Source organism: Clostridioides difficile ATCC 9689 = DSM 1296 (assembly GCF_001077535.1).
Lineage (GTDB): Bacteria > Bacillota > Clostridia > Peptostreptococcales > Peptostreptococcaceae > Clostridioides > Clostridioides difficile.
On the sequence record NZ_CP011968.1, the window covers coordinates 50,718 to 72,525 of the forward strand.

The 21,808-nt window shown below is 29.1% G+C and carries 15 protein-coding genes; 14 read left to right on the top strand and 1 reads right to left on the bottom strand.

Annotated features, from left to right (window positions below):
• Positions 1–75 precede the first annotated feature (75 nt).
• The 4 genes from radA (at position 76) to CDIF1296T_RS00440 (ending at position 6,011) form a co-directional block, all read left to right on the top strand.
• The gene (radA, locus tag CDIF1296T_RS00425; protein ID WP_004453976.1) at positions 76–1,449 is read left to right on the top strand and encodes a DNA repair protein RadA; all 1,374 of its coding nucleotides are present in this window, start codon (positions 76–78) and stop codon (positions 1,447–1,449) included.
• A 2-nt stretch (positions 1,450–1,451) separates the two neighbouring features.
• Complete coding sequence (disA, locus tag CDIF1296T_RS00430; protein ID WP_004453975.1) at positions 1,452–2,522, top strand: DNA integrity scanning diadenylate cyclase DisA; 1,071 nt, start codon at positions 1,452–1,454, stop codon at positions 2,520–2,522.
• 88 nt (positions 2,523–2,610) lie between these two features.
• Complete coding sequence (locus tag CDIF1296T_RS00435; protein WP_009887799.1) at positions 2,611–3,705, top strand: PIN/TRAM domain-containing protein; 1,095 nt, start codon at positions 2,611–2,613, stop codon at positions 3,703–3,705.
• 128 nt (positions 3,706–3,833) lie between these two features.
• Positions 3,834–6,011 (top strand): hypothetical protein, encoded by a 2,178-nt coding sequence (locus CDIF1296T_RS00440; protein WP_009895159.1) that lies wholly within the window; start codon positions 3,834–3,836, stop codon positions 6,009–6,011.
• A gap of 185 nt (positions 6,012–6,196) precedes the next feature.
• Here CDIF1296T_RS00440 and CDIF1296T_RS00445 read toward each other — a convergent pair whose 3' ends face one another.
• On the bottom strand, positions 6,197–7,042 hold the full coding sequence (locus CDIF1296T_RS00445; RefSeq protein ID WP_004453971.1) for an AraC family transcriptional regulator: 846 nt from the start codon (positions 7,040–7,042) through the stop codon (positions 6,197–6,199).
• A 216-nt stretch (positions 7,043–7,258) separates the two neighbouring features.
• Between CDIF1296T_RS00445 and CDIF1296T_RS00450 the strand changes: the two genes are divergently transcribed.
• From CDIF1296T_RS00450 to CDIF1296T_RS00495, 10 genes are all read left to right on the top strand, one after another.
• On the top strand, positions 7,259–8,425 hold the full coding sequence (locus CDIF1296T_RS00450; protein WP_018112587.1) for a glycoside hydrolase family 5 protein: 1,167 nt from the start codon (positions 7,259–7,261) through the stop codon (positions 8,423–8,425).
• Positions 8,426–8,446: 21 nt separating this feature from the next.
• On the top strand, positions 8,447–10,093 hold the full coding sequence (locus tag CDIF1296T_RS00455) for a glycoside hydrolase family 43 protein (protein ID WP_009895162.1): 1,647 nt from the start codon (positions 8,447–8,449) through the stop codon (positions 10,091–10,093).
• Positions 10,094–10,189: 96 nt separating this feature from the next.
• Positions 10,190–11,563, top strand: a complete 1,374-nt coding sequence (locus tag CDIF1296T_RS00460) for an MFS transporter (RefSeq protein WP_009895164.1) — start codon at positions 10,190–10,192, stop codon at positions 11,561–11,563.
• Between the two features lie 444 nt (positions 11,564–12,007).
• Positions 12,008–12,961, top strand: a complete 954-nt coding sequence (locus CDIF1296T_RS00465; RefSeq protein ID WP_004453966.1) for a sugar-binding transcriptional regulator — start codon at positions 12,008–12,010, stop codon at positions 12,959–12,961.
• 37 nt (positions 12,962–12,998) lie between these two features.
• A complete protein-coding gene (locus tag CDIF1296T_RS00470; RefSeq protein WP_009887810.1) occupies positions 12,999–13,961 on the top strand; it encodes a thiamine pyrophosphate-dependent dehydrogenase E1 component subunit alpha in 963 nt (320 codons plus the stop codon).
• A gap of 24 nt (positions 13,962–13,985) precedes the next feature.
• Positions 13,986–14,972, top strand: a complete 987-nt coding sequence (locus CDIF1296T_RS00475; RefSeq protein ID WP_004453964.1) for an alpha-ketoacid dehydrogenase subunit beta — start codon at positions 13,986–13,988, stop codon at positions 14,970–14,972.
• A gap of 12 nt (positions 14,973–14,984) precedes the next feature.
• Entirely contained in the window at positions 14,985–16,031 is a 1,047-nt protein-coding gene (locus CDIF1296T_RS00480; protein WP_009895167.1) for a 2-oxo acid dehydrogenase subunit E2, read from the top strand.
• A gap of 166 nt (positions 16,032–16,197) precedes the next feature.
• Positions 16,198–17,928 carry a dihydrolipoyl dehydrogenase gene (lpdA, locus tag CDIF1296T_RS00485; protein WP_009895169.1) on the top strand — a complete coding sequence of 577 codons (1,731 nt, stop codon included), beginning with the start codon at positions 16,198–16,200 and terminating at the stop codon, positions 17,926–17,928.
• Between the two features lie 417 nt (positions 17,929–18,345).
• Entirely contained in the window at positions 18,346–21,294 is a 2,949-nt protein-coding gene (locus CDIF1296T_RS00490) for a sigma 54-interacting transcriptional regulator (protein ID WP_009887817.1), read from the top strand.
• Complete coding sequence (locus CDIF1296T_RS00495) at positions 21,272–21,736, top strand: PTS sugar transporter subunit IIA (RefSeq protein ID WP_009892531.1); 465 nt, start codon at positions 21,272–21,274, stop codon at positions 21,734–21,736. The genes CDIF1296T_RS00490 and CDIF1296T_RS00495 overlap by 23 nt, the downstream gene beginning before the upstream one ends.
• Positions 21,737–21,808 lie beyond the last annotated feature (72 nt).

Genomic DNA, 21,808 nt, shown 5'->3' on the forward strand with positions numbered 1-21,808 from the left:
ATTTAATCTTTACATATTGTCTTTCAGATATGCTAAAATTATAGTATAGAATAAAAAATTAAGGATGATAAAAGTATGGCAAAAATAAAAACAAAATATGTATGTCAATCTTGCGGATATGAAACAGCTAAATGGCTTGGTAAATGTCCAGAATGTACAAAATGGAATACATTTGTAGAAGAAATAGACCAAAAAAGCACCAAAAAAGAGGTCTTTATAATAGATAAATCTTCATCTAAACCAGTCAGTATAAACTCAATAGAGAGTAAAGAAGAAGAGCGGTTTACAACAGATATAAATGAATTAGATAGAGTGCTTGGAGGAGGTATAGTTAAAGGCTCTTTAGTGCTTGTTGGTGGTGACCCTGGTATAGGTAAATCAACACTTTTAATCCAAGTATCTAGTAATGTTGCCAATTTAGGAAAAACTGTTTTATATATAACTGGAGAAGAATCAGAATCTCAAATAAAAATGAGAGCTAAAAGATTAGGTATTAACTCAGAAAATTTATATATATTTGCTGAAAATAATTTAAGTATAATTGAATCTTATTTAGAAAGTGTAAATCCAGAATTAATAATTCTAGACTCAATTCAAACTGTCTTCAGTCCAGAAATATCCTCGGCACCAGGAACTGTCAGCCAAATTAAAGAAGGTACTTCAAAATTCATGAAAATTTCTAAAAAAATGGGAATTTCAACGTTCATAGTTGGGCATGTTACAAAAGAAGGTTCACTAGCAGGACCAAAATTATTAGAGCATATGGTTGATACTGTTCTATATTTTGAAGGAGAAAGATATAATACTTATAGATTAGTAAGAGCTGTTAAAAATCGATTTGGTTCAACTAATGAACTTGGAGTGTTTGAAATGAGGGATTTAGGATTAGTAGAACTTGATAATCCATCTAAAATTTTAATCTCTGAAAAACCAAAAGATGTAGCAGGTTCAGTAATAATATCTACTGTAGAAGGTACGAGACCAATGTTACTTGAATTGCAAGCATTAGTTTCTCCTACAAGTTTTGGTATACCAAAAAGAACATCTACAGGAGTCGATTACAATAGAGTAGGTATGTTATTAGCAGTATTAGAAAAACGTGTTGGTTTGCAAATACAAAATCAAGATGTCTATATAAACATAGTTGGAGGAATAAAGATAAATGAACCCTCAATTGATTTAGGGATAGCCATTTCTGTAGCATCTAGTTTTAGAAATATACCGATAGATGAAGATATAGCTGTTACAGGAGAAGTGGGACTTACAGGAGAAGTTAGAGCAGTAAGCTTTATAGAAAAGAGAATAGCTGAGTGTAAAAAACTTGGATTTAAAAAGATAGTAGTTCCTAGAAGTAATTATGATGTTGTAAAAGAGACCAAAGGCATAGAAATATGGCCAGTAGATAACTTAAGACAAGCTATAAATATAGTACTTGGGAGGAATCAATAAATATGGAGAATTTTCTAGATAATAAAAATATGCTATATGCATTAAAAATGATATCTCCTGGAACTCCACTTAGATTAGGTCTAAACAATGTACTAAGAGCTAAGACTGGTGGATTAATTGTAATTGCAACAAACGAAGATGTAATGAAAATAGTAGATGGAGGATTTGCTATAAATGCAGAATATTCACCATCATATCTATATGAATTAGCTAAAATGGATGGAGCTATAGTTTTAAGTGGTGATGTAAAGAAAATATTATTTGCTAATGCACAACTTATACCTGACTATTTTATAGAAACATCAGAGACAGGAACAAGACATAGAACAGCAGAAAGAGTAGCAAAACAAACTGGTGCTATAGTCATAGGAATTTCACAAAGAAGAAATGTTATAACAGTTTATAGAGGAAATGAGAAGTATGTAGTCGAAGATATATCTAAGATATTTACTAAGGCAAATCAGGCTATACAAACTCTGGAAAAATATAAGACAGTATTGGACCAAGCTGTAACAAATTTAAATGCCTTAGAGTTTAATGATTTGGTAACTATTTATGATGTTGCATTAGTCATGCAAAAGATGGAAATGGTAATGAGAGTTACAAGTATAATTGAAAAATATGTGATAGAATTGGGTGATGAAGGAACTTTAGTAAGTATGCAATTAGAAGAATTAATGGGTACAACCAGAATAGACCAGAAATTAATATTCAAAGATTATAATAAAGAAAACACAGAAATAAAAGAACTTATGAAAAAGGTCAAAAATTTAAATTCAGAAGAACTAATAGAATTGGTCAATATGGCAAAACTATTAGGGTATAGTGGTTTTTCAGAAAGTATGGATATGCCTATAAAAACAAGAGGTTATAGGATTCTTAGCAAAATACATAGACTACCAACAGCAATAATAGAAAACTTAGTAAATTATTTTGAAAACTTTCAACAAATTTTAGATGCATCTATTGAAGAATTAGATGAGGTTGAAGGAATAGGTGAAATAAGAGCAACATATATAAAAAATGGACTCATAAAAATGAAACAATTAGTCTTATTAGATAGACACATATGATGAATTTTAAATGAATTTTACTACTTTTTTCTTGAATATAATATACACTTTGGTCTATAATAGATAAGTATAACTAGGGGGTGAAGCATTGATAAGGAAAGTAACAAGAATATTGTTTATTTTACTTGGATTTACAATAGGTATAACAACCTATTTAACATTAATGAAAGATTTTGAAATATTAACATTTGGAAAAGAAACATATGGTTATATCGCAGCTGTAGTAGCAGGTATAATAATAGCCATTTTAGGATATCTTATAGAACCATGGGTTGTAAATAAAGTAAAAGAAATTGCTAAAATAGTGGATAAAGAATTGTCAAAATATCCTCAGACTGATATATTGTTAGGGTCTATGGGTCTTATAGTAGGATTTGTTATTGCGTATTTATTAAGTGGATTAGTAAATAGAATACCAATAGTAGGTGGAATACTATCCTTACTATTATATTTATTCCTAGGATATCTTGGAATGAAAGTTGCGCTTAAAAGTAAAAATGATTTATTTAATATTGGAAAACTAGGAAGATTAGCAAATCCTATTAAGGATAAAGATAAGGATAAAGAAAATAAAAAAGAAGTAAAAGCCATTCCTCCAAAAGTATTGGATACAAGTGTAATAATTGATGGAAGAATAGCTGATATTTGTAAGACTGGGTTTATAGAAGGAAAACTTATTATTCCTGCTTTTGTTTTGGAGGAACTAAGACATATTGCAGATTCTTCAGATGATTTAAAAAGAGTAAGAGGTAGAAGAGGTCTGGATATATTAAATATAATTCAGAAAGAATTAAATATAGAAGTTGAAATAAGTGAGAGAGACTTTGATGATATAGCAGAAGTTGATAGTAAATTATTAAAGCTTGCTCAGGTTTTAAATGGAAAAGTTGTTACAAATGATTATAACTTAAATAAAGTTGCTCAATTCCAAGGTGTTGAAGTATTAAATATAAATGAGTTAGCTAATGCTATAAAACCAGTTGCTATACCAGGTGAAGATATGGTTGTTCAAGTGGTTAAAGAAGGAAAAGAGGCTCAACAAGGTGTTGCATATCTAGATGATGGAACTATGATAGTTGTTGATGGAGGAAGAAAATATATGAATGAGACTATAAAAGTACTCGTTACTTCTGTTCTTCAAACTCCTGCAGGTAGAATGATATTTGCAAAACCTAAAAATTAATATGTTCAAAGAAACCTATAATTTGGGCTGTTTATTTTAAATAGATGGTCCAAATTTATTTATTTATAACGATAATGTTTAATGTATTCTTAAAGATGGGGATTTAAATCAGAAAGCAGGGAGAATTTATGAGAAAAAAGATTATATCTTTCTTAGCAACATTTATCATAATATTAACATCAGCAAGTCAGTATAGTTTTGCAGATGATATATCAACACGTGGAAAAGTAATATTTATAGATATGAATAGAACTAGTATGAGTAATATGTTAAGAATAAAATCATTAAGAGAAGAACTAGACAATAGAGGGTATATTGGCTTGATGAATATAAGAGGCGATAAAGGAAGTGATGATAGAAGGTCATATGCTAGTATGGGTGCTGGTGGTAGAGCTAATGTGGCTAATGAAGAAGATATTAATTTTGAAAGCTCGAGTAAGGATAGAAATATAGTTTTTGAATCAGCTACAGGAAAAAGTGCAAAAGGTATAAATAATTTAACTATAAATAAGTCTATAAATGAAAATTTAAACTTTGGAGAGTATGGTTCTGTATTAGGGTCATTAGGACAAAGTTTATCTGATAATGGATTAAAAGCATCTGTATTGGGTAATTCAGATATAATTGAAAATGGTCAACTTATAAAAAATAGAAACTTATGTCTAACTGCAATGGATGAATATGGAAGAATACCTAATGGAAATGTAGATACTATAAATAAAAAAGACTTATCTATGCCTTATGGAATATCAACTGATTATGATAAATTGATTGTAGAGACTAAAGAAGCTTACAAAAATAATGATGTGATTTTTGTGGAGCTTGGAGACACATATAGATTAGATTTATATAAACCAAATTTAAATGAAAAAACATATGAGAGTATGAAAGATAACATAGAAAAAAATATAGATATATATTTAAAAAATATATTTTCTATGGTTGAAGAAAATGACACTGTCTACATAGCAAGTGCATTTCCAAGTGATTTAGATTATAAAAATAAAAGAAGACTTTCGCCAATAATAAAATTAAATGGAGAAGGGAAAGGTATATTATCATCTTCAACTACTAGAAGAGAAGGTATTGTAACAAATTTAGATGTTGGGGTTGAAATATTAGACAACTTTAATATAAAAAATCAAAATATGGTTGGAAGAAAATATGAACTTATTAACAGAGATGATAATAAAGAATTTTTGATGGATGAATATCAAAAGATAGTATCTATTTCAAGCATAAGGTCTACAATACTGAATGGTTTTGTAAGTATAGTTTTCTTGTCATGGATAGTTGCTATGATTGCAATTTTATTTAGAAAGCATATATCAAAAAATTATAAAGAAACAACATTTTTTATATTAAAGGAACTTTTAAAAATAGGAATAGTAATGCCACTGTCATTTATGATAACACCAATAATGAATTTCAAAACACCATTAGCAATATCTTTAGGAATAATTATAATAACACTTACTATATATCTTATAAGTAAAGTTTTAATAAAGAACGATTTAAAAAACATGCTGTTTTTTACTGGATTAACCATAGTAATTATGGTTATTGATGCTGGGTTTGGCTCATATTTAATGAAAAGCAATGTTATGAGTTATGATTGTATAATTGGAGCTAGATATTATGGAGTAGGAAATGAGTATCAAGGTGTGGCAATCGGTAGTGCAATATTTACATTTGCAATTTTACTTACATATAAAAATATACCAAAGTGGTCTATAATAGTTTTTTCTTTGGTTATCTTAATTACAAGTGCATCTCCAATTATGGGAGCAAATGTTGGAAGTGCTATTTCTGAATGTGTTGCATTTTTACTATTTATACTATTGATATATAATGTAAAGATAGATTTCAAAAAAATCGTATTATTAGGTATAGCAGTAGTATTTGTATTAGGAGTTTTTGTAGCAATAGATATGATTTTGGGAAGTAATTCACATTTAGGTATGTTTGTAAAAGAAATTTACTTTAATGGACCAGGAGAAATAATACAAACATTTAGTAGAAAGATAGAGATGAATTTAAAGCTAGCTCAAACCAGTGCATGGGTAAATATACTGTTAACTGGAATAGGTGTAATTTTAGTTCTTATGATTAATCAGATTAGATACTTTAAGCAACTGATGGATGAGTATCCAATTGTATTTAAAGGATTTATAGCATCAATAGCAGGATGTTTAGTAACTCTTTTAGTGAATGACTCTGGGATTGTGTCATCAGCTACAGCCTTTATTTATGTAATTGTACCTATGATAACATTAAGTATAAATCTTACAGCATTAAAAGAATAAGTACTGTATGAATAATATGTAAATATTAATACATTAATTTAACTTCTTTATTTACAAAATAAAGAAGAAAGTTTATAAAAAATAAATTATAATAAAAAAGAGTTTATCTCAAAATTGATTATTCTAATCAAATTTTAAGATAAACTTTTTTTATTATAAAGATAAATAACATATAACCTCATATTTTAGGTAGATTTTTTTCTTATATGTTTAGGAGTGCATTTAAATTTTTCCTTAAAAATTCTGTAAAATAATTTTGTATTAGTAAATCCATGAGCTTCTAATATACTGCATAAGGTATCATTTGTGTTAATTAAATCTTTATAAATATGAGAAATACGCACATCATTTAAATACTCTAAGTAAGTTTGTCCCATATACTGTTTAAATTTTCTACAAAAATATTCTGGTTGTAAGTGTGCTACCTTAGCGATTTTGTTAATAGAAATAGGCATTTTGTAATTAATCTTTGTATATTCTAAAACTGGTTCAAATTTTGACAAATCAAGTACTGTTTTTTTCATATTTTTATTACCTACAGATATTTTAAAGTTTGTATATAATTCAAATAAAAGTTCAAATAATAAGCTTGTAAAGAGCAGATTAGCTGCAGGAGGAGAACTAAGTTTAATTTCTCTCATGTTTTCTAATATAAGTTTAACTTTACTTGAATTTTTTTTATAGTTATTGTCATTGGCATTAACCTTAAAGTCAAAATAGCAATTTTTAAAATCAGGGATATATTTGTTTAGAAAAGACAATGGTACTTGCAATAATATAGAGGTATTTTGATAAATACATCTAGTTGAGTGAATAATTCCAGAATTAATGAACATACACTCATTAGCTTTTAAATTATAAGTGTAACCCTCCATGTTAATTTGTAAATCACCAGAAGTTATATAAATTATTTCTAATGAGTTATGCCAATGATTTGCTACATAACTACCACTATCATCAAATAGTTTGAAATTAACATCTAAATTATCAATAGGTTCAATTATTTCATGTGAAAAATTATTTCTGTTCATAATAATATCCTCCTTATAATTTTAAATTATAAATAGTAAATTTATAATGTTCAATATTAAAAAGATAATATAGACTAATAAATTAGATAATAAACATACTTAAGAAAACGGATAAAATCAAATATAATAACTGTATATTAAAATAACTTAAAAAAATTATTTTATTATAAGTGCAAAATATACCTATTTAAATAAGATAAGAGGGGAGGATTTTATGTGTATATAAAAGGTGTAAATTTAGGAGGTTGGTTAGTTTTAGAAAAATGGATGACCTCAAGTTTATTTGAAGGCACAGAAGCTGAAGATGAATACTATTTACCAAGACAGCTTTCAAGAGAGGCATATGAATCTAGAATTAAGACTCATCGTAGTGAATACATCACAGAGAGAGATTTTGCAACGATTAAATCTATGGGATTTAATTCAGTTCGTATACCAGTACCATACTTTATTTTTGGAGATTGTGAACCATTCATAGGATGTGTTAAAGAACTTGATAAAGCATTTGCTTGGGCAGATAAGTATGGGCTTAGTATATTGATAGACTTACATACAGTTCCAGGAAGCCAAAATGGATTTGATAATGGAGGAATATCAGGTATATGTAGCTGGTCACAAAATCCAGAATATGTAGCGTTTACATTAAATGTATTAGAAAGACTTGCAAAACGTTATGGGATGAGGCATGAATTGTATGGAATCCAAATTTTAAATGAGCCTATAACAGAAAGAATGTGGAACATAATGAATGTTCCAAATCGGTTTAAGGCTGTAGATAAGGAGATGGCAAGGGGGAGTAAACCTAATTCATTAGAGTTTTTACGTGATTTTTATATAAAAGCATATAAGGTAATGCGTCCTTATATGAGAGAGAAAAACGTTATAGTATTTCATGATGCATTTGAATTAAAAGCATGGAAAGACTTTATGAGAGAGGAAGAATTTAAAAATGTTGTTCTAGATACACACCAATATTTGATGTTAGCTGAAGCAGATGGATGTGAACAAAGTATTGATAGCTATCTCAAATATATTAGAGAAAATTATGCTAAAGATATTTTACAAATGCAAAAATATTTTCCTGTTATATGTGGGGAGTGGAGCTTATTTAATTCATATGCTTGTGGTATAGATACAAATGGAGGTCAATCACCTCTAAATGGGATTGAATCAAATATAGATAAATTATCAAAAGACGATAAAAGAGAATTATATAGGAAGATAGCAAAAGCACAGCTTGATGCATGGAGAAATGGAAGTGGTCACTACTATTGGAATTATAAGTTATTACTAGATACAGTTAATGAAGAAGGTTGGATAGGATGGGATAGTTGGGACCTAGGCAAATGTGTAGCTCAAGAATGGTATCCTATAGAATATTAAACTAAAATTGGAGGAAAAGATATGATTAAAAACCCTATACTTCCAGGTTTTAATCCAGATCCTTGTATTTGTAGAAAGGGAGATGATTATTATCTTGTAGTTTCATCTTTTGAATGGTTTCCAGGTATACCTGTTTATCACTCTAAAGACTTAAAAAATTGGGAGTTATATACTCATATTTTGACAGATGAAACAAAAATAGATTTGAAGAAGCTTCCTTCATCTAAAGGAATTTGGGCACCTTGTTTGACTTATTGTGAAGAAGAAGATTTATTTTACATAGTTTATGGAATTATGAACTCTATGAATGCAAGATATTTTGATGTTGATAATTATTTAATTACATCAAAAGATATAAAGGGAGAGTGGAGTGAACCAGTATATCTACACTCATCAGGTTTTGATGCGTCTATTTTTCATGATGATGATGGTAAAAAGTGGATTGCATCATTAGACTGGGAGACTAGAGAAGGATATGAAAAACCTGGTGTTATATGTTTAGTGGAATACTGTACAAAAAAGAAAGAAATAGTAGGATATCCAAAGAGAATATGGTCAGGGGGAACTGATAGAGGTTGTATTGAAGCACCACATATAACAAAGCGTGGAGATTACTATTATATAATGTGTGCAGAAGGTGGAACTGGATATGGTCATAGTGTAACTATGGGAAGGGCTAAAAATATATGGGGACCTTATGAAAAAGATTCAATGAATCCAATTGTAACTTCAATTCCAGGCGATTTTTATGAAAGACATGACCCTGACCATCTAAAGCCTAAATACTATAATCCAGAATCAAAACTTCAAAAATCTGGTCATGGAAGCTATATAGAAACAACATCAGGTGAAGTATATTTAGTTCATCTAACATCTAGACCATTTGTACCAGAGTTAAGGTGTACTTTAGGTAGAGAAACAGCTATTCAAAAAATGAAATGGACAAAGGATAATTGGCTTCGAATGGAAGATGAAAGTAATTTGGCAAAAGAATACGTATCAGAAAGTAAACTAGAAGAACATTTAGTTTCATCTATACCAAGTTTTGATGACTTTGATTCAAATGAATTAGGTTTACAGTACTATGCTCCTAGGATTTCACCATTATCATTTGCAGATGTTAAGTCTAGACCAGGATATGTAAGGATTAGAGGACAAGAATCAAGAACATCATTAAATAAAGTGAGCATATTGGCAAGAAAATTAACTTCAGTATATGCAAGAATAACCACTAAGATGGAGTTTTACCCAGAGGTACATCAGCATAGTGCGGGTTTGATAATGTATTATGATAATATGAATTATATAAATTTAAGAAAGTATTATAGTGAAACATTGGGTCAAAGTGCACTATCAATAATACATCTTGAAAATGGAGAGAAAACGGAATTTTTAAATACTAGGATACCAATAAAAGATATACCAATATATCTTCGTCTGTATGTACAAGGTCGTAAGTCATATTTTGAATGGAGTTATGATGAAAAAAACTACCAGAGAATAGGAAAGGTATTTGATACAACTAAGTTTTCAGATGAGTACTGTAAATATGGAGAATTTACAGGTACGTTTATAGGATTAACTTGTGCAGATCGTGTAAAGCATAAACACTATGCTGATTTTGATTTTTTTGAATATATAGTAGATGAATCAAAAGATGTCGATTAATAAAATCATTACTAAAATTTTCAGAGCAAAGGTAAATCTTATGCTCTGAAATAAGAAACATTAGAAGGCAAATCTTACAAAAAGGAGTATGGTATTATGAATACAGAAGTTAATGTTAAAGCAACTACGATTAGATATGAAAAGATTTCATTTTTTGAAAGAATTTCTTATGGTTGTGGGGATTTGGGGTGCAATATCATATACTCAGCTATGTCAGCATTTTTGCTGTTTTATTATACTAATTATGCAGATGTTAGTGCAGCAGCTGTAGGTAGTATTATGCTTGTATCTAGGATACTGGATGGGTTTAGTGACTTAACAATGGGAATTATAGTGGATAGAACTAAATCCAAATACGGTAAGGCTAGGCCTTGGATTTTGAGAATGGCGATTCCTTTTGCTATAGCAGCAGTATTATTATTTTCTGTTCCATCAAATCTTGGTATCACTTCTAAATTAATTTATATTTTTATTACATATAACTTAGTTTCTACTGTTATTTATACAGCAATCAATGTACCCTATGCAACTCTAAATTCACTTATAACTCAAAACCAGTATGAAAGAGGAGTATTAAGTATATTTAGAATGATATTAGCCACTTGTGGTACCTTACTAATAAATGGACTTACACTACCTCTAGTTGAATACTTTGGAAATAATTTATCAGCATGGACTAAAACATTCTTTGTATTTGGAATAGCATCTATAATGGTATTTTTTATAACATTTACTGGAACCAAGGAAAGAGTAAAAGCAGTTAAGCAAGATAGGAATGAAGTAATACCATTTAAAATAGGTATTAAATCTTTATTTAGAAATAAGTACTGGATACAAATAACATTATGTTTAGTTTGCATATTTATTGTATTTGCGATAAATGGTGGTTCATCCGTATATTATGCAAAGTTTATTTTGGGAGATGAAAAATTATTTGGTCCTATAAATATGGTTTCAAATATATCCCAAATTATAGCTATGTTTATGGTTGCTCCTTTTATAAAAAAATTTGGAAAAAGAAATGTATTAATAGTAGGTTCAATAATATTAATATCGTCAAATGTTATGTTTATAATAGTTGGACAAAATCATATAGGAGTAATATTTGCAAGTGCTATAAAGGGAATAGGAAGTGCTGGAATAGCATCAACAATGTTTGCTATTGTTTCAGATACTATTGAATATGGAGAATGGAAGACTGGATATAGAACTGAGGGGCTTATAAATAGTGCATCTAGTTTTGGGTTTAAAGTGGGAAATGGATTAGGTTCAGCAATATTAGGTGCAGTATTATCAATTGGTGGTTATGTAGGAACATCAGCTACTCAAAGTGATTTAGCTATAGTATCAATAAAAGTATGTTTTATATACCTACCTATATTTATAACAATATTACAAATTATCATAATGTCTTTTTATAAGCTTGATAAAGAATATAGTACTATACTTGATGAATTAAATACTAAATAATGAAAAAGTTTCTTATAAAGTCTTAAGTTTAATTAAGGTCTATTGTAAATGTTCCCTATAAAAACTATTATATATTTATGATTATTGAAGAATTTTTAGAGAAGCGAATAATAAAAATATAAGAAGACTTTAAATGATGAAATGGTTGGTTTTTTAGAAATGATTTAATAAGTTATTGTTATTTAAAGCATTATAAGTGGACAATTAATTTTTAATTTATGGAGATGATATTTAACAATTAGAAGTAATATATAATATGCACTAAGAAGCAATTTTTCAACTATTTATGAAGGTGGTGGTACAAGAAAAGTATCACCTTTTTTTTGTTATACAAAAAAACAGTTGACTTTTTATATGAACCCCTTCTATAATGTTACTGAAATTAAGTAAAATGATTGAACAAATGTAAAGATAATTGAAAAGCTTGATTTTGGAGGAAAGCAAATGAAAAAAATTGGAGACTTAAGATTAATGATGAAGTGTTGTTCACTTTATTACGAAGATAATTTGAATCAACAGGAAATAGCAAATCAATTGGGAATATCAAGACCAACAATATCAAGAATATTAAAAGAAGCTTTTGAACAAGGAATAGTAAAAATACAGATAGTTGATGTTTTGAAAAATGATTACCAAAAAATAGAGAGAAGTTTGGAGAGAAAATATAAATTAAAAGAAGTAATAGTAGTAGATGATAAACAGGATGCACTAACACAAAAACAAGAACTAGCAAGAGCTGTATCTGAATATTTAACTAGAGTAGTAAAGGAAAATGATATAATAGGTGTTTCAATAGGAACAACACTAAAAGAAATACCAAGATATGTGGAAAAAAGTAACTGTAAAAATGTTACATTTATACCTCTATTAGGAGGGATTGGAGACAATGAAATAGATATTCATGCAAATCAAATAGCAGTAAGTTTAGCGAGGGCTTTTGGAGGTGATTTTAAATTATTACATGCTCCAGCTGTTATGTCTGACTTGTCTACAAAAGAGAAACTTTGCAAAGACGAAAAAATTAAAGAAGTACTAGATTTAATAGATAAAACAACTATAGCAATTGTGGGTATAGGAAATCCTATGAGTTTAAACTCAACAATAATGGCTTCTGGATACATGAATGAAGCAGATATAGAAGATTTAAAAAAATACAACTCAATAGGTGCAATTTGTTTACAAGCCTTTGATAAAGAAGGAAAAACTTCTATACTTGAATTTAATCAAAGAGTATTAGGAGTGAAACTGGAAGATTTAAAAAAGATAAAAAGAACAATAGGTGTCGCTTCAGGAGATGAAAAAATAGAGGCAATAAAGGCATCATTAAAAGCGAAATTTATAAATAGTTTAGCAATTAATCACAGTTTAGCACTTAAATTATTAGAAGATTGTGACTAATAGAAAGATAGATAAAAGTTAACAGGAGGGAATGTATATGTCAATATCAAAAGAAACATTGCTTGAAATGTATAAGAGAATGAATCAGGCTAGAAAATTTGAAGAGAAAGTTAGTTGGTTTTTTGCAAGAGGTATGGTTCATGGAACAACTCACTTATCTGTAGGTCAAGAAGCGTCAAGTGTGGCGGCTGTAATGGCTTTAGAAAAAGGAGATTTAGTATCATTAACTCATAGAGGACATAGTCAATTTATAGGAATGGGAATAGACCTAAATAAAATGATGGCTGAACTTATGGGTAAAGAAACTGGATTTTGTAAGGGAAAAGGAGGCTCAATGCATATAGCAGATATTGAGTCAGGTAACTTAGGAGCAAATGGAGTTGTAGGTGGAGGTCTTACAATAGCTCCAGGAGCTGCACTTACACAACAGTATAAAAAAACAGGCAAAATAGTTTTATGTAGTTTTGGTGATGGAGCATCAAATGAAGGTACTTTTCATGAAGGAATAAATTTATCTTCAATATGGAAATTGCCAATAATATTTTACTGTGAGAATAATTTATACGGTATGTCAACAAGCATAAAACGTCATATGAATATAGAAAGTATTGCCACTAGAGCAGCTTCTTATGGAATAGAAGGAATATCAATAGATGGATATAACCCAATAGAAGTATACGAAACAGTACAAAAAGCTGCTGAGAAGTGTAGAAGAGGAGAAGGACCTGTATTAATTGAAAGTAGAACTTATAGATGGTTAGGTCATTCAAAATCAGATGCAAATGTATATAGAACAAAAGAAGAAATAGAATCATGGAAAGCAAAAGACCCTATTGAATTTTTAAAAAATTATCTTATAGAAAATAATCTATCTAATGAAGATGAATTAGATAAGATTCAAGAATTTGCAAAGCAATCAATAGAAGATGCAGTAGAGTTTGCTCAAAATAGCCCAAATCCAAAAATAGAGTCTTTATTAGAGGATGTATATGCAGACTAAGAATGGTAAAGGAGGAAAATAAAAATGAGTACAAGGGAATTAACATATGCACAAGCAATAAAGGAAGCAATGTCAGAAGAAATGAGAAGAGATGAAAATGTAATATTTATGGGAGAAGATATAGGAATATATGGAGGAGCATTTGGTGTATCAGTTGGTATGATAGATGAATTTGGACCAGAAAGAGTAAGGGATACTCCTATATCAGAAGCAGCTATAGCAGGAGCGGCAGCAGGTGCAGCAGCAACTGGTTTAAGACCTATTATGGAAGTAATGTTTATGGACTTTGTAACAATTTCTATGGATGCAATTGTAAATCAAGCGGCAAAAATGAGATATATGTTTGGAGGAAAAGCACAAGTTCCAATGGTTGTTAGATGTCCAGGAGGTTCTGGAACTGGTTCAGCAGAGCAACATTCACAAAGTTTAGAAGCTTGGTTTTGTCATGTACCAGGAGTAAAAGTAGTTGCACCTTCTACACCAGCAGATGCTAAGGGATTGTTGAAAGCAGCTATAAGAGATAATAATCCAGTCATATTTGTTGAGAATAAATTGTTATACAGAAAAAAAGGTTTTGTGCCAGAAGATGATTATGTAATTGAAATTGGAAAGGCAGATATTAAAAGAGAGGGTACTGATGTTACAGTAATTACTTATGGAAGAATGTTACAAAGTGTTGAAGAAGCAGCAGAGACTCTATCAAAAGAAAATATAAATGTTGAAATTATAGATTTAAGAACTTTATATCCATTAGATAAAGAGACTATAGTAAAGAGTGTATGTAAAACTGGGAGAGTTTTAATTTGCCATGAAGCAGCTAAGACTGGTGGGCTAGGTGGAGAAATATCAGCCCTGATAACAGAAAGTGAATCATTTGATTATTTAGATGCTCCAGTAAAAAGAATTTGTGGAAAAGATGTGCCAATACCATATAATCCAGAGTTAGAAAAAGCAGTTGTCCCAAGAGTTGATGAAATAGAAGAAGCAATAAAATCTTTAATTGTTAGATAAGGAGGGATAGATATGGTGGCAAATAAAATAAAAGCCACACCAGCAGCTAGAAGTCAGGCAAGAAAAGACAATATAAAATTAGATAGGCTGATTGGAAGTGGAGAAAATGGAAGGATTCATTTAGTAGATGTGTTAAATTATTTAAAAGATAATAAAGCAAATACTACTCCTTTAGCTAGAAGAATAGCAGAAGATTTAAATATAGATTTAGAAACTATTGTAGGTACTGGATATAATGGAAAGATAAGAAAGTGTGATGTGGAAAAATTAACTGGAAAAGAAACTATTGTATCAACTAATACATCTAAATCTAGTGAGAAAAAAGAGCTGAAAATTGAAAATGAAAATTCAAGAATGTTTAACACAGTAGAAGGAATATTTGAAAAGCCAAATCCAATGAGAGCTACTGTAGCAAAACGAATGTCAGAAAGTTATTTTAGTGCTCCTGTATTTACATTCAATATAGAAGTAGATGCTACAGAATTGAAGGTACTTAGAGCAAAGTTAATCGACACAGTAAAAGAATCAACTGGAGTAAAATTAACTATGACAGATTTAATAGTAATGGCAGTATCTAAAATACTTCCAAATCATCAAGCCTTAAATTCAGCATGGACAGATGAGGGTATATTTAGATATAAAGATGTAAATATAGCTATTGCAGTTGGTTTAGATGAAGGCTTATATGTTCCGGTAGTAAAAAATGCAAACAAAAAGTCTTTAAAAGAAATAGCAAAAGAAAGCAAAGAACTTGCGGAAAAAGTAAAGACAGGGAAACTTATGCCAGCAGACCAAGAAGGTAATACATTTACAATAAGTAATGTTGGAATGTATGGTATAACTACATTTACACCTATAATAAATATGCCTTCAAGTGCAATCTTAGGGGTAGGTGCTACACAAGATAAGTTTGTTCCAGTAAATGGAGAGGCTAAAATAAAACCTATAATGAACTTATCATTAACATCAGACCATAGAGTAATAGATGGAACAGTAGCTGCAAAATTCTTAAAAGATTTAAAAGAATTGTTAGAAAATCCTTTATCAATGCTTGTATAGGTTTTGATATTTTGTTACTGATATAAATAGTTTGAATAGATTATATTATTATAATTGTTTCAGTAAATTTAAAGCTTTTATATATTAAGAATTATTTTTAACAGTAACTATATGTGAATATGATTTGCTTAATTAAAATATAAGAAAATAAATAGGAGGAGAGCCTATGTCAGTAGAAGTAATAATGCCAAAAGCAGGAGTAGCCATGGAAGAAGGTACTATAGTATCTTGGCTAAAGCAAGAAGGCGAAGAAGTAAAGATTGGAGAACCTATACTAGAAATAACAACAGATAAAGTTAATATGGAGATAGAGTCAGAAGGAGAAGGTACACTTGCTGTAATCATACATAAAGAGGAAGGTGAAGTATTACCAGTATTTACAGTAATAGGTGTAATAGCAGAAAAAGGGGAAAATCAAGAGGAAGTAAAAGCTAAATATTTATCTGGAAATGTTTCAAAAGAAGATACAGTTAAAGAGAATCAAAATATAGAAGTTAAAGAAGAAAAAATAAACAAAAAAGAGTGTAATCATGATTATGATGTAGTGGTAATAGGAGGAGGACCTGGGGGATATTTATCAGCATTAAAAGCAGCTCTTTTAGGTGGAAGAGTTGCTTTAGTTGAAGAAAATATACTAGGAGGTACTTGCTTAAATAGAGGTTGTATCCCTACAAAGACTTATATAAAAACAGCAGAAATATTAGAAGAAATTGACCAATTATCAAAGAGAGGTGTAAAAGTAACTGTAGATAAAGAACAGGACATTAAGAAGGCCATAAAATATAAAAATAGAGTAGTTAAAAAACTTACAGCTGGTGTTGGCGGATTATTAAAAAGTAGAGATGTAGATGTGTTTAATCTTAAAGCTAGTGTTAAAGAAGAGCATAAAGTAATTTTATCAGATGGAAAAGTTTTAGATACAGAAAATATAATAATTGCTACAGGTTCCAAAGTAAGGATATTACCTATAAAAGGAATAGAATCAAATTTAATAATAACTAGTACAGAAGCATTAGATTTGGAAACAGTGCCAGAAAAATTAGTAATAATTGGTGGTGGAGTGATTGGTTGTGAATTTGCAGAGATATTCAATTCAAGAGGTTCTAAAGTAACTATAGTAGAAATGGAAGATAGAGTAATCCCAAGAATGGATAAAGAGTTAAGCGAATCTTTAAAATATTCTCTTAGTAAAAAAGGTATAAATGTATTAACTAAAAAGAAAGTTTCTGAATTTAAAGAAGAAGGAAATAACATATTAGTGTGCATTGAAGGTGAAGAGCCAATAAAAGCAGATTTATGTCTATATGCTATAGGAAGAGAAGCTAATCTTTCTGGCATAGAGGACTTAGATATTAAAATAGATAAAGGTTCAATAGTTGTAAATAGTAAAATGGAAACAAGTATACCAAGCATATATGCAGTAGGTGATGTTACTGGAGGTGTAATGTTAGCTCATGCTGCTTTTAAAATGGGAGAGGTAGCAGCTTCAAATGCTCTAGGTGTGAATAAAGAAGTTGACTTAGGTGCATTACCTAGTTGTGTTTATACAATTCCAGAAGTAGCATCAGTTGGTATTACAGAAGAGGATGCTAGAAAAAAATATAATGTAAAAGTTGGTAAGTTTAATTTTGCTGGAAATGGAAGAGCTTTAGCTTCTGGTCAAGAACAAGGATATGTAAAAGTAGTAGCAGATGCTAAATATGGAGAAATTTTAGGTATACATATGTTTGGATGTGGTGTAGCAGAACTTATAAATCATGCAGCATCATTTAAAGCGTTAGAGATACCTACTGATGAAGCAAGTGAGTTGATATTTGGTCATCCATGTACTTCAGAAGCTTTAATGGAAGCTTTGGCAGATGTAAATGGAGAATGTTTACACTTACCTAAAAAATAAATCTAAACATAAATTATTAATTTAAGTCTATTATTAATATTAATTTATATCATAAAATTTTAAAACACTTACTTAGCCATACCCCTTATTATGCAAATAATTTATTTGCATAATAAGGGGTATTTTTTATGGAAAAATATAGAATATAGAATCCTTGTAGTTTTTGTTGTACAAAAAAGATAGTAATATAAAATAACATTATCATTTTAGAATGATTTCAATTGTAATTAGGAAAAGTGATTTTTTTGTTTTTAAAAAAAGTATTATTTGTAAAATATAAAAAAAATTTTCTTAATATTTGAATAAAAGAATAGCTTAATTTAAATGTTATTACTTTATAAAAAAATAATAAGTACAAAAAAAACAATATATGGCATATAAGTTGCTATATAAATAATAAGGAGGGAACAATTATAAATGAGGCAAAGAATAAAAAACTTAATTGAAAATGAAGATAAGAAAAATCCTTTAACAGATGAAGCGATTTCAAGTAGGTTAAATATTCGAAGAGAAGATGTTACCTTTTTGAGAAATGAGTTAAAAATAGAAGATTCAAGACAAAGAAGAAAAGTTGTTTTAATTAAAGCTATAAAAGATATTTTAAAAGAAGAAAAAACTATAAATAAAAATGATATAACAAGAAGATTAAACAGCATTGGGTTTACAGTATCAAGATTTACAGTCATACAATACTTAAAAGAGATTCAAGATTCTGGTGACCTAAAACTTGATAAAGAGAGTGATGATAAAAAAGAAGAAATAATCAATAATAGAGAAAATAAAGATATAGCATTTGATAAACTCATAGGTAGTAGTGGTAGCTTAAGTACAATTATAAAACTAGCCAAAGCAGCAATTCTTTATCCACCTCATGGTCTTCATACTATTATTATGGGGCCAACTGGTGTTGGAAAGAGTGAGTTAGCAGAGTGTATGTATAAATTTGCAGTAGAATCATCCAGATTCCCTAAGAATGCACCATTTATAGTTTTTAATGCAGCAGATTATTCAGAGAATCCACAGCTTTTGCTATCACAGTTATTTGGACACGTTAAAGGTGCTTTTACAGGAGCTGATGAGAACAAAGAAGGATTAGTATCAAAGGCAGATGGAGGAATATTGTTTATAGATGAAATACATAGATTACCTCATGAAGGTCAAGAAATACTATTTCAACTGATTGATAAAGGTATGGTCAGAAAGTTAGGAGAAACAAGACTAACACATAAAATAGATGTAATGATTATTTCAGCAACTTCTGAGCCAATAGATTCTCATTTACTTAATACATTTAAAAGACGTATACCTGTAACAATTGAAATACCAGAATTAGTTGCAAGACCATTAAATGAGAGGTTTGACATTATAAATAATTTCTTCTTAATAGAAGCTCAAAGAATGGGAGCAAACATACATATAAAGTCAGATGTATTAAAAGCTCTTATGCTTTACGATTGTATAGGTAATGTAGGTCAACTTAGAAGTGATATTCAAGTAGCTTGTGCTAGGGGACTATTAAACCAACTTACAAACAAACTAAAAGAAGTAAATATAAGCATATCAGATGTACCTGGATATGTAAAACAAGGTCTTATAAAAATCAGAAATTGTAGAGGAAAAATAGAAAATTATGTAGATGGGGATTTAATTATAGACTCAAATCTTCAAGGTGAGATAGAAAAGAAAAATGAAGATATATATACTTTTCCAGATGAAATATACAAACTTACTGAAAGAAGACATATTGATTTATTGGAACAAGGTTTAGATTTTGATGTTATAAATAGAATCATTGGAGGAGAATTAGAAAGTTGCATTCAAAAATACATAAAACAAGTTAAAAAAGTTTCTATTAGTAACAATCTTCCAGATATAAGTCCAATTGTTGGAAAATATATCGTAGAGCTAACTTATGAAGTAATCAAAATAGCATCACAATACCTAAGTTCACTAGAACCGAATCTACATTTATGTTTAGCAGTTCACCTAAAAGCAGCTTTTGAGAGATTAAAAGAAGGAAAAGTAATATCAAATGCTCATTTGAAAGAAATAATAGGAAATTATCCACTAGAATATTCTGTAGCAGAAAAGGTAGCTCAATATTTAAAGGAAAGATATAACATAAACTTACCAAAAGAAGAAATAGGTATAATAGCAATATATTTTAAAATGAGTAGTAGAAGAGATATGTCTGAACAAAAAAAGATAGGTGTACTTCTTATGGCTCACGGAAGAGTAGCATCTTCTGTATGTGAGGTTACAAATAAACTATTAGGAATTAATCACGCAAGGTATTTAGATATGCCATTTGAGAAGAAACCGGAAGAAATGATTGAAGAAGCTACTACAATAATAAAAGATATTGATGAAGGTAGAGGTGTGATTATATTAGTAGATATGGGTTCACTTTCATATTTTGGAGATATTATTTCTGGAAAGACTGGAATTAATATAAGGACAATATCTAGATTTGATACATTGCTTTCTATAGAGGTTATACGAAGAGCAGTTTTACCAGATTTAACAATAGACGAGATAGTTGATGAAGTTAAAGGTATAGAGCCACAAGTAAAAGAAAAGGTTAGTAAATGTAATAATACAAAAGTAGATTTTAGAAAACCTATAATTTTAACATTATGTATTACTGGATTAGGGGGAGCTTGTAAGATAAAAAAAATCCTAGAGGAAAATATTAAAAGTATAACTGAAAAGGTTGATATAGAACCTATAGGTATGATTGAATATCCAAGTCTTGATTTAGAGATAAAACAAATAAGCAATGATAAAAATGTAATCGCCATAGTTGGAACAATTGACCCTCAGATAGCAAATATCCCTTTTTTTAGTCTAGTAGACATAAATGATAAAGCAAAGTTAAATCAAATAAATAACCTAATTGATACAAATCAAATTGGTGAAACAAATAAAAAATATGAATTATCAGATTTAATACATAAAGAAGATATATTTGTGGATTTACAGGTTAAATCAAAAGAAGAAGTTCTAAAATATATGAGTAAAAAACTTAGAGAGAAAGGTTATGTGACAAAAAATTTCTATAAAAAAGTAGTGGAAAGAGATAACTTATTTCCAACTGAATTATCAGATGAAATAGCAATACCTCACACAGATGGAATAGATGTAATTAGGCCAGCTATAAGTATAGCCATCTTAAAGAAGCCTATTGTGTGGAGTAAAAGTAAAGTAAAAATAATACTTTTATTAGCTGTAGACCAAAAGTGTTTTAATCCATTAAGCACTCTACTCTCATTTATAGAAACAGATGAATTTAAGAAGATAAAAAACATTAAAGATAGAGATTTTATTAGGGAGATGATATTAGATGGAGTCAATGAAAATAATTAGTAGCAATTTAATTTTTAAAAATATTGAAGTGTCTAACAATGAAGATGCATTAAAGTTTTTGGGACAACGTTTGTTTGACGAACAGTATGTAAAAGAAAGCTACATACAAGCTGTTGTAGCAAGAGAAAAAAAGTATGCTACAGGGTTACCAACAGAAATATACGGAGTGGCAATACCACATACAGATATAGTACATGTAAATGAGCCAGGAATAGCAATTGGAATACTGAATAAACCTGTAAAATTTATAATGATGGGTACAGACGATACTGAAATTGATGTAAAAGTTGTATTTATGTTAGCAGTGAAAGAGCCACAAGAACAATTGCAACTATTAGAAAAACTTATGACTATATTTCAAGATAAGAATATACTAAATAATATTGTTGACTTAAGTGAAGAAAGTGTGAGTGATTTATTAAACTCTAAATTGAAAAATTAAACATGTAAAGTATATTAAAAATGTAAAATTAAACATGCAAAGTATGTTAAAAAATATAAAAAGATTATTAAA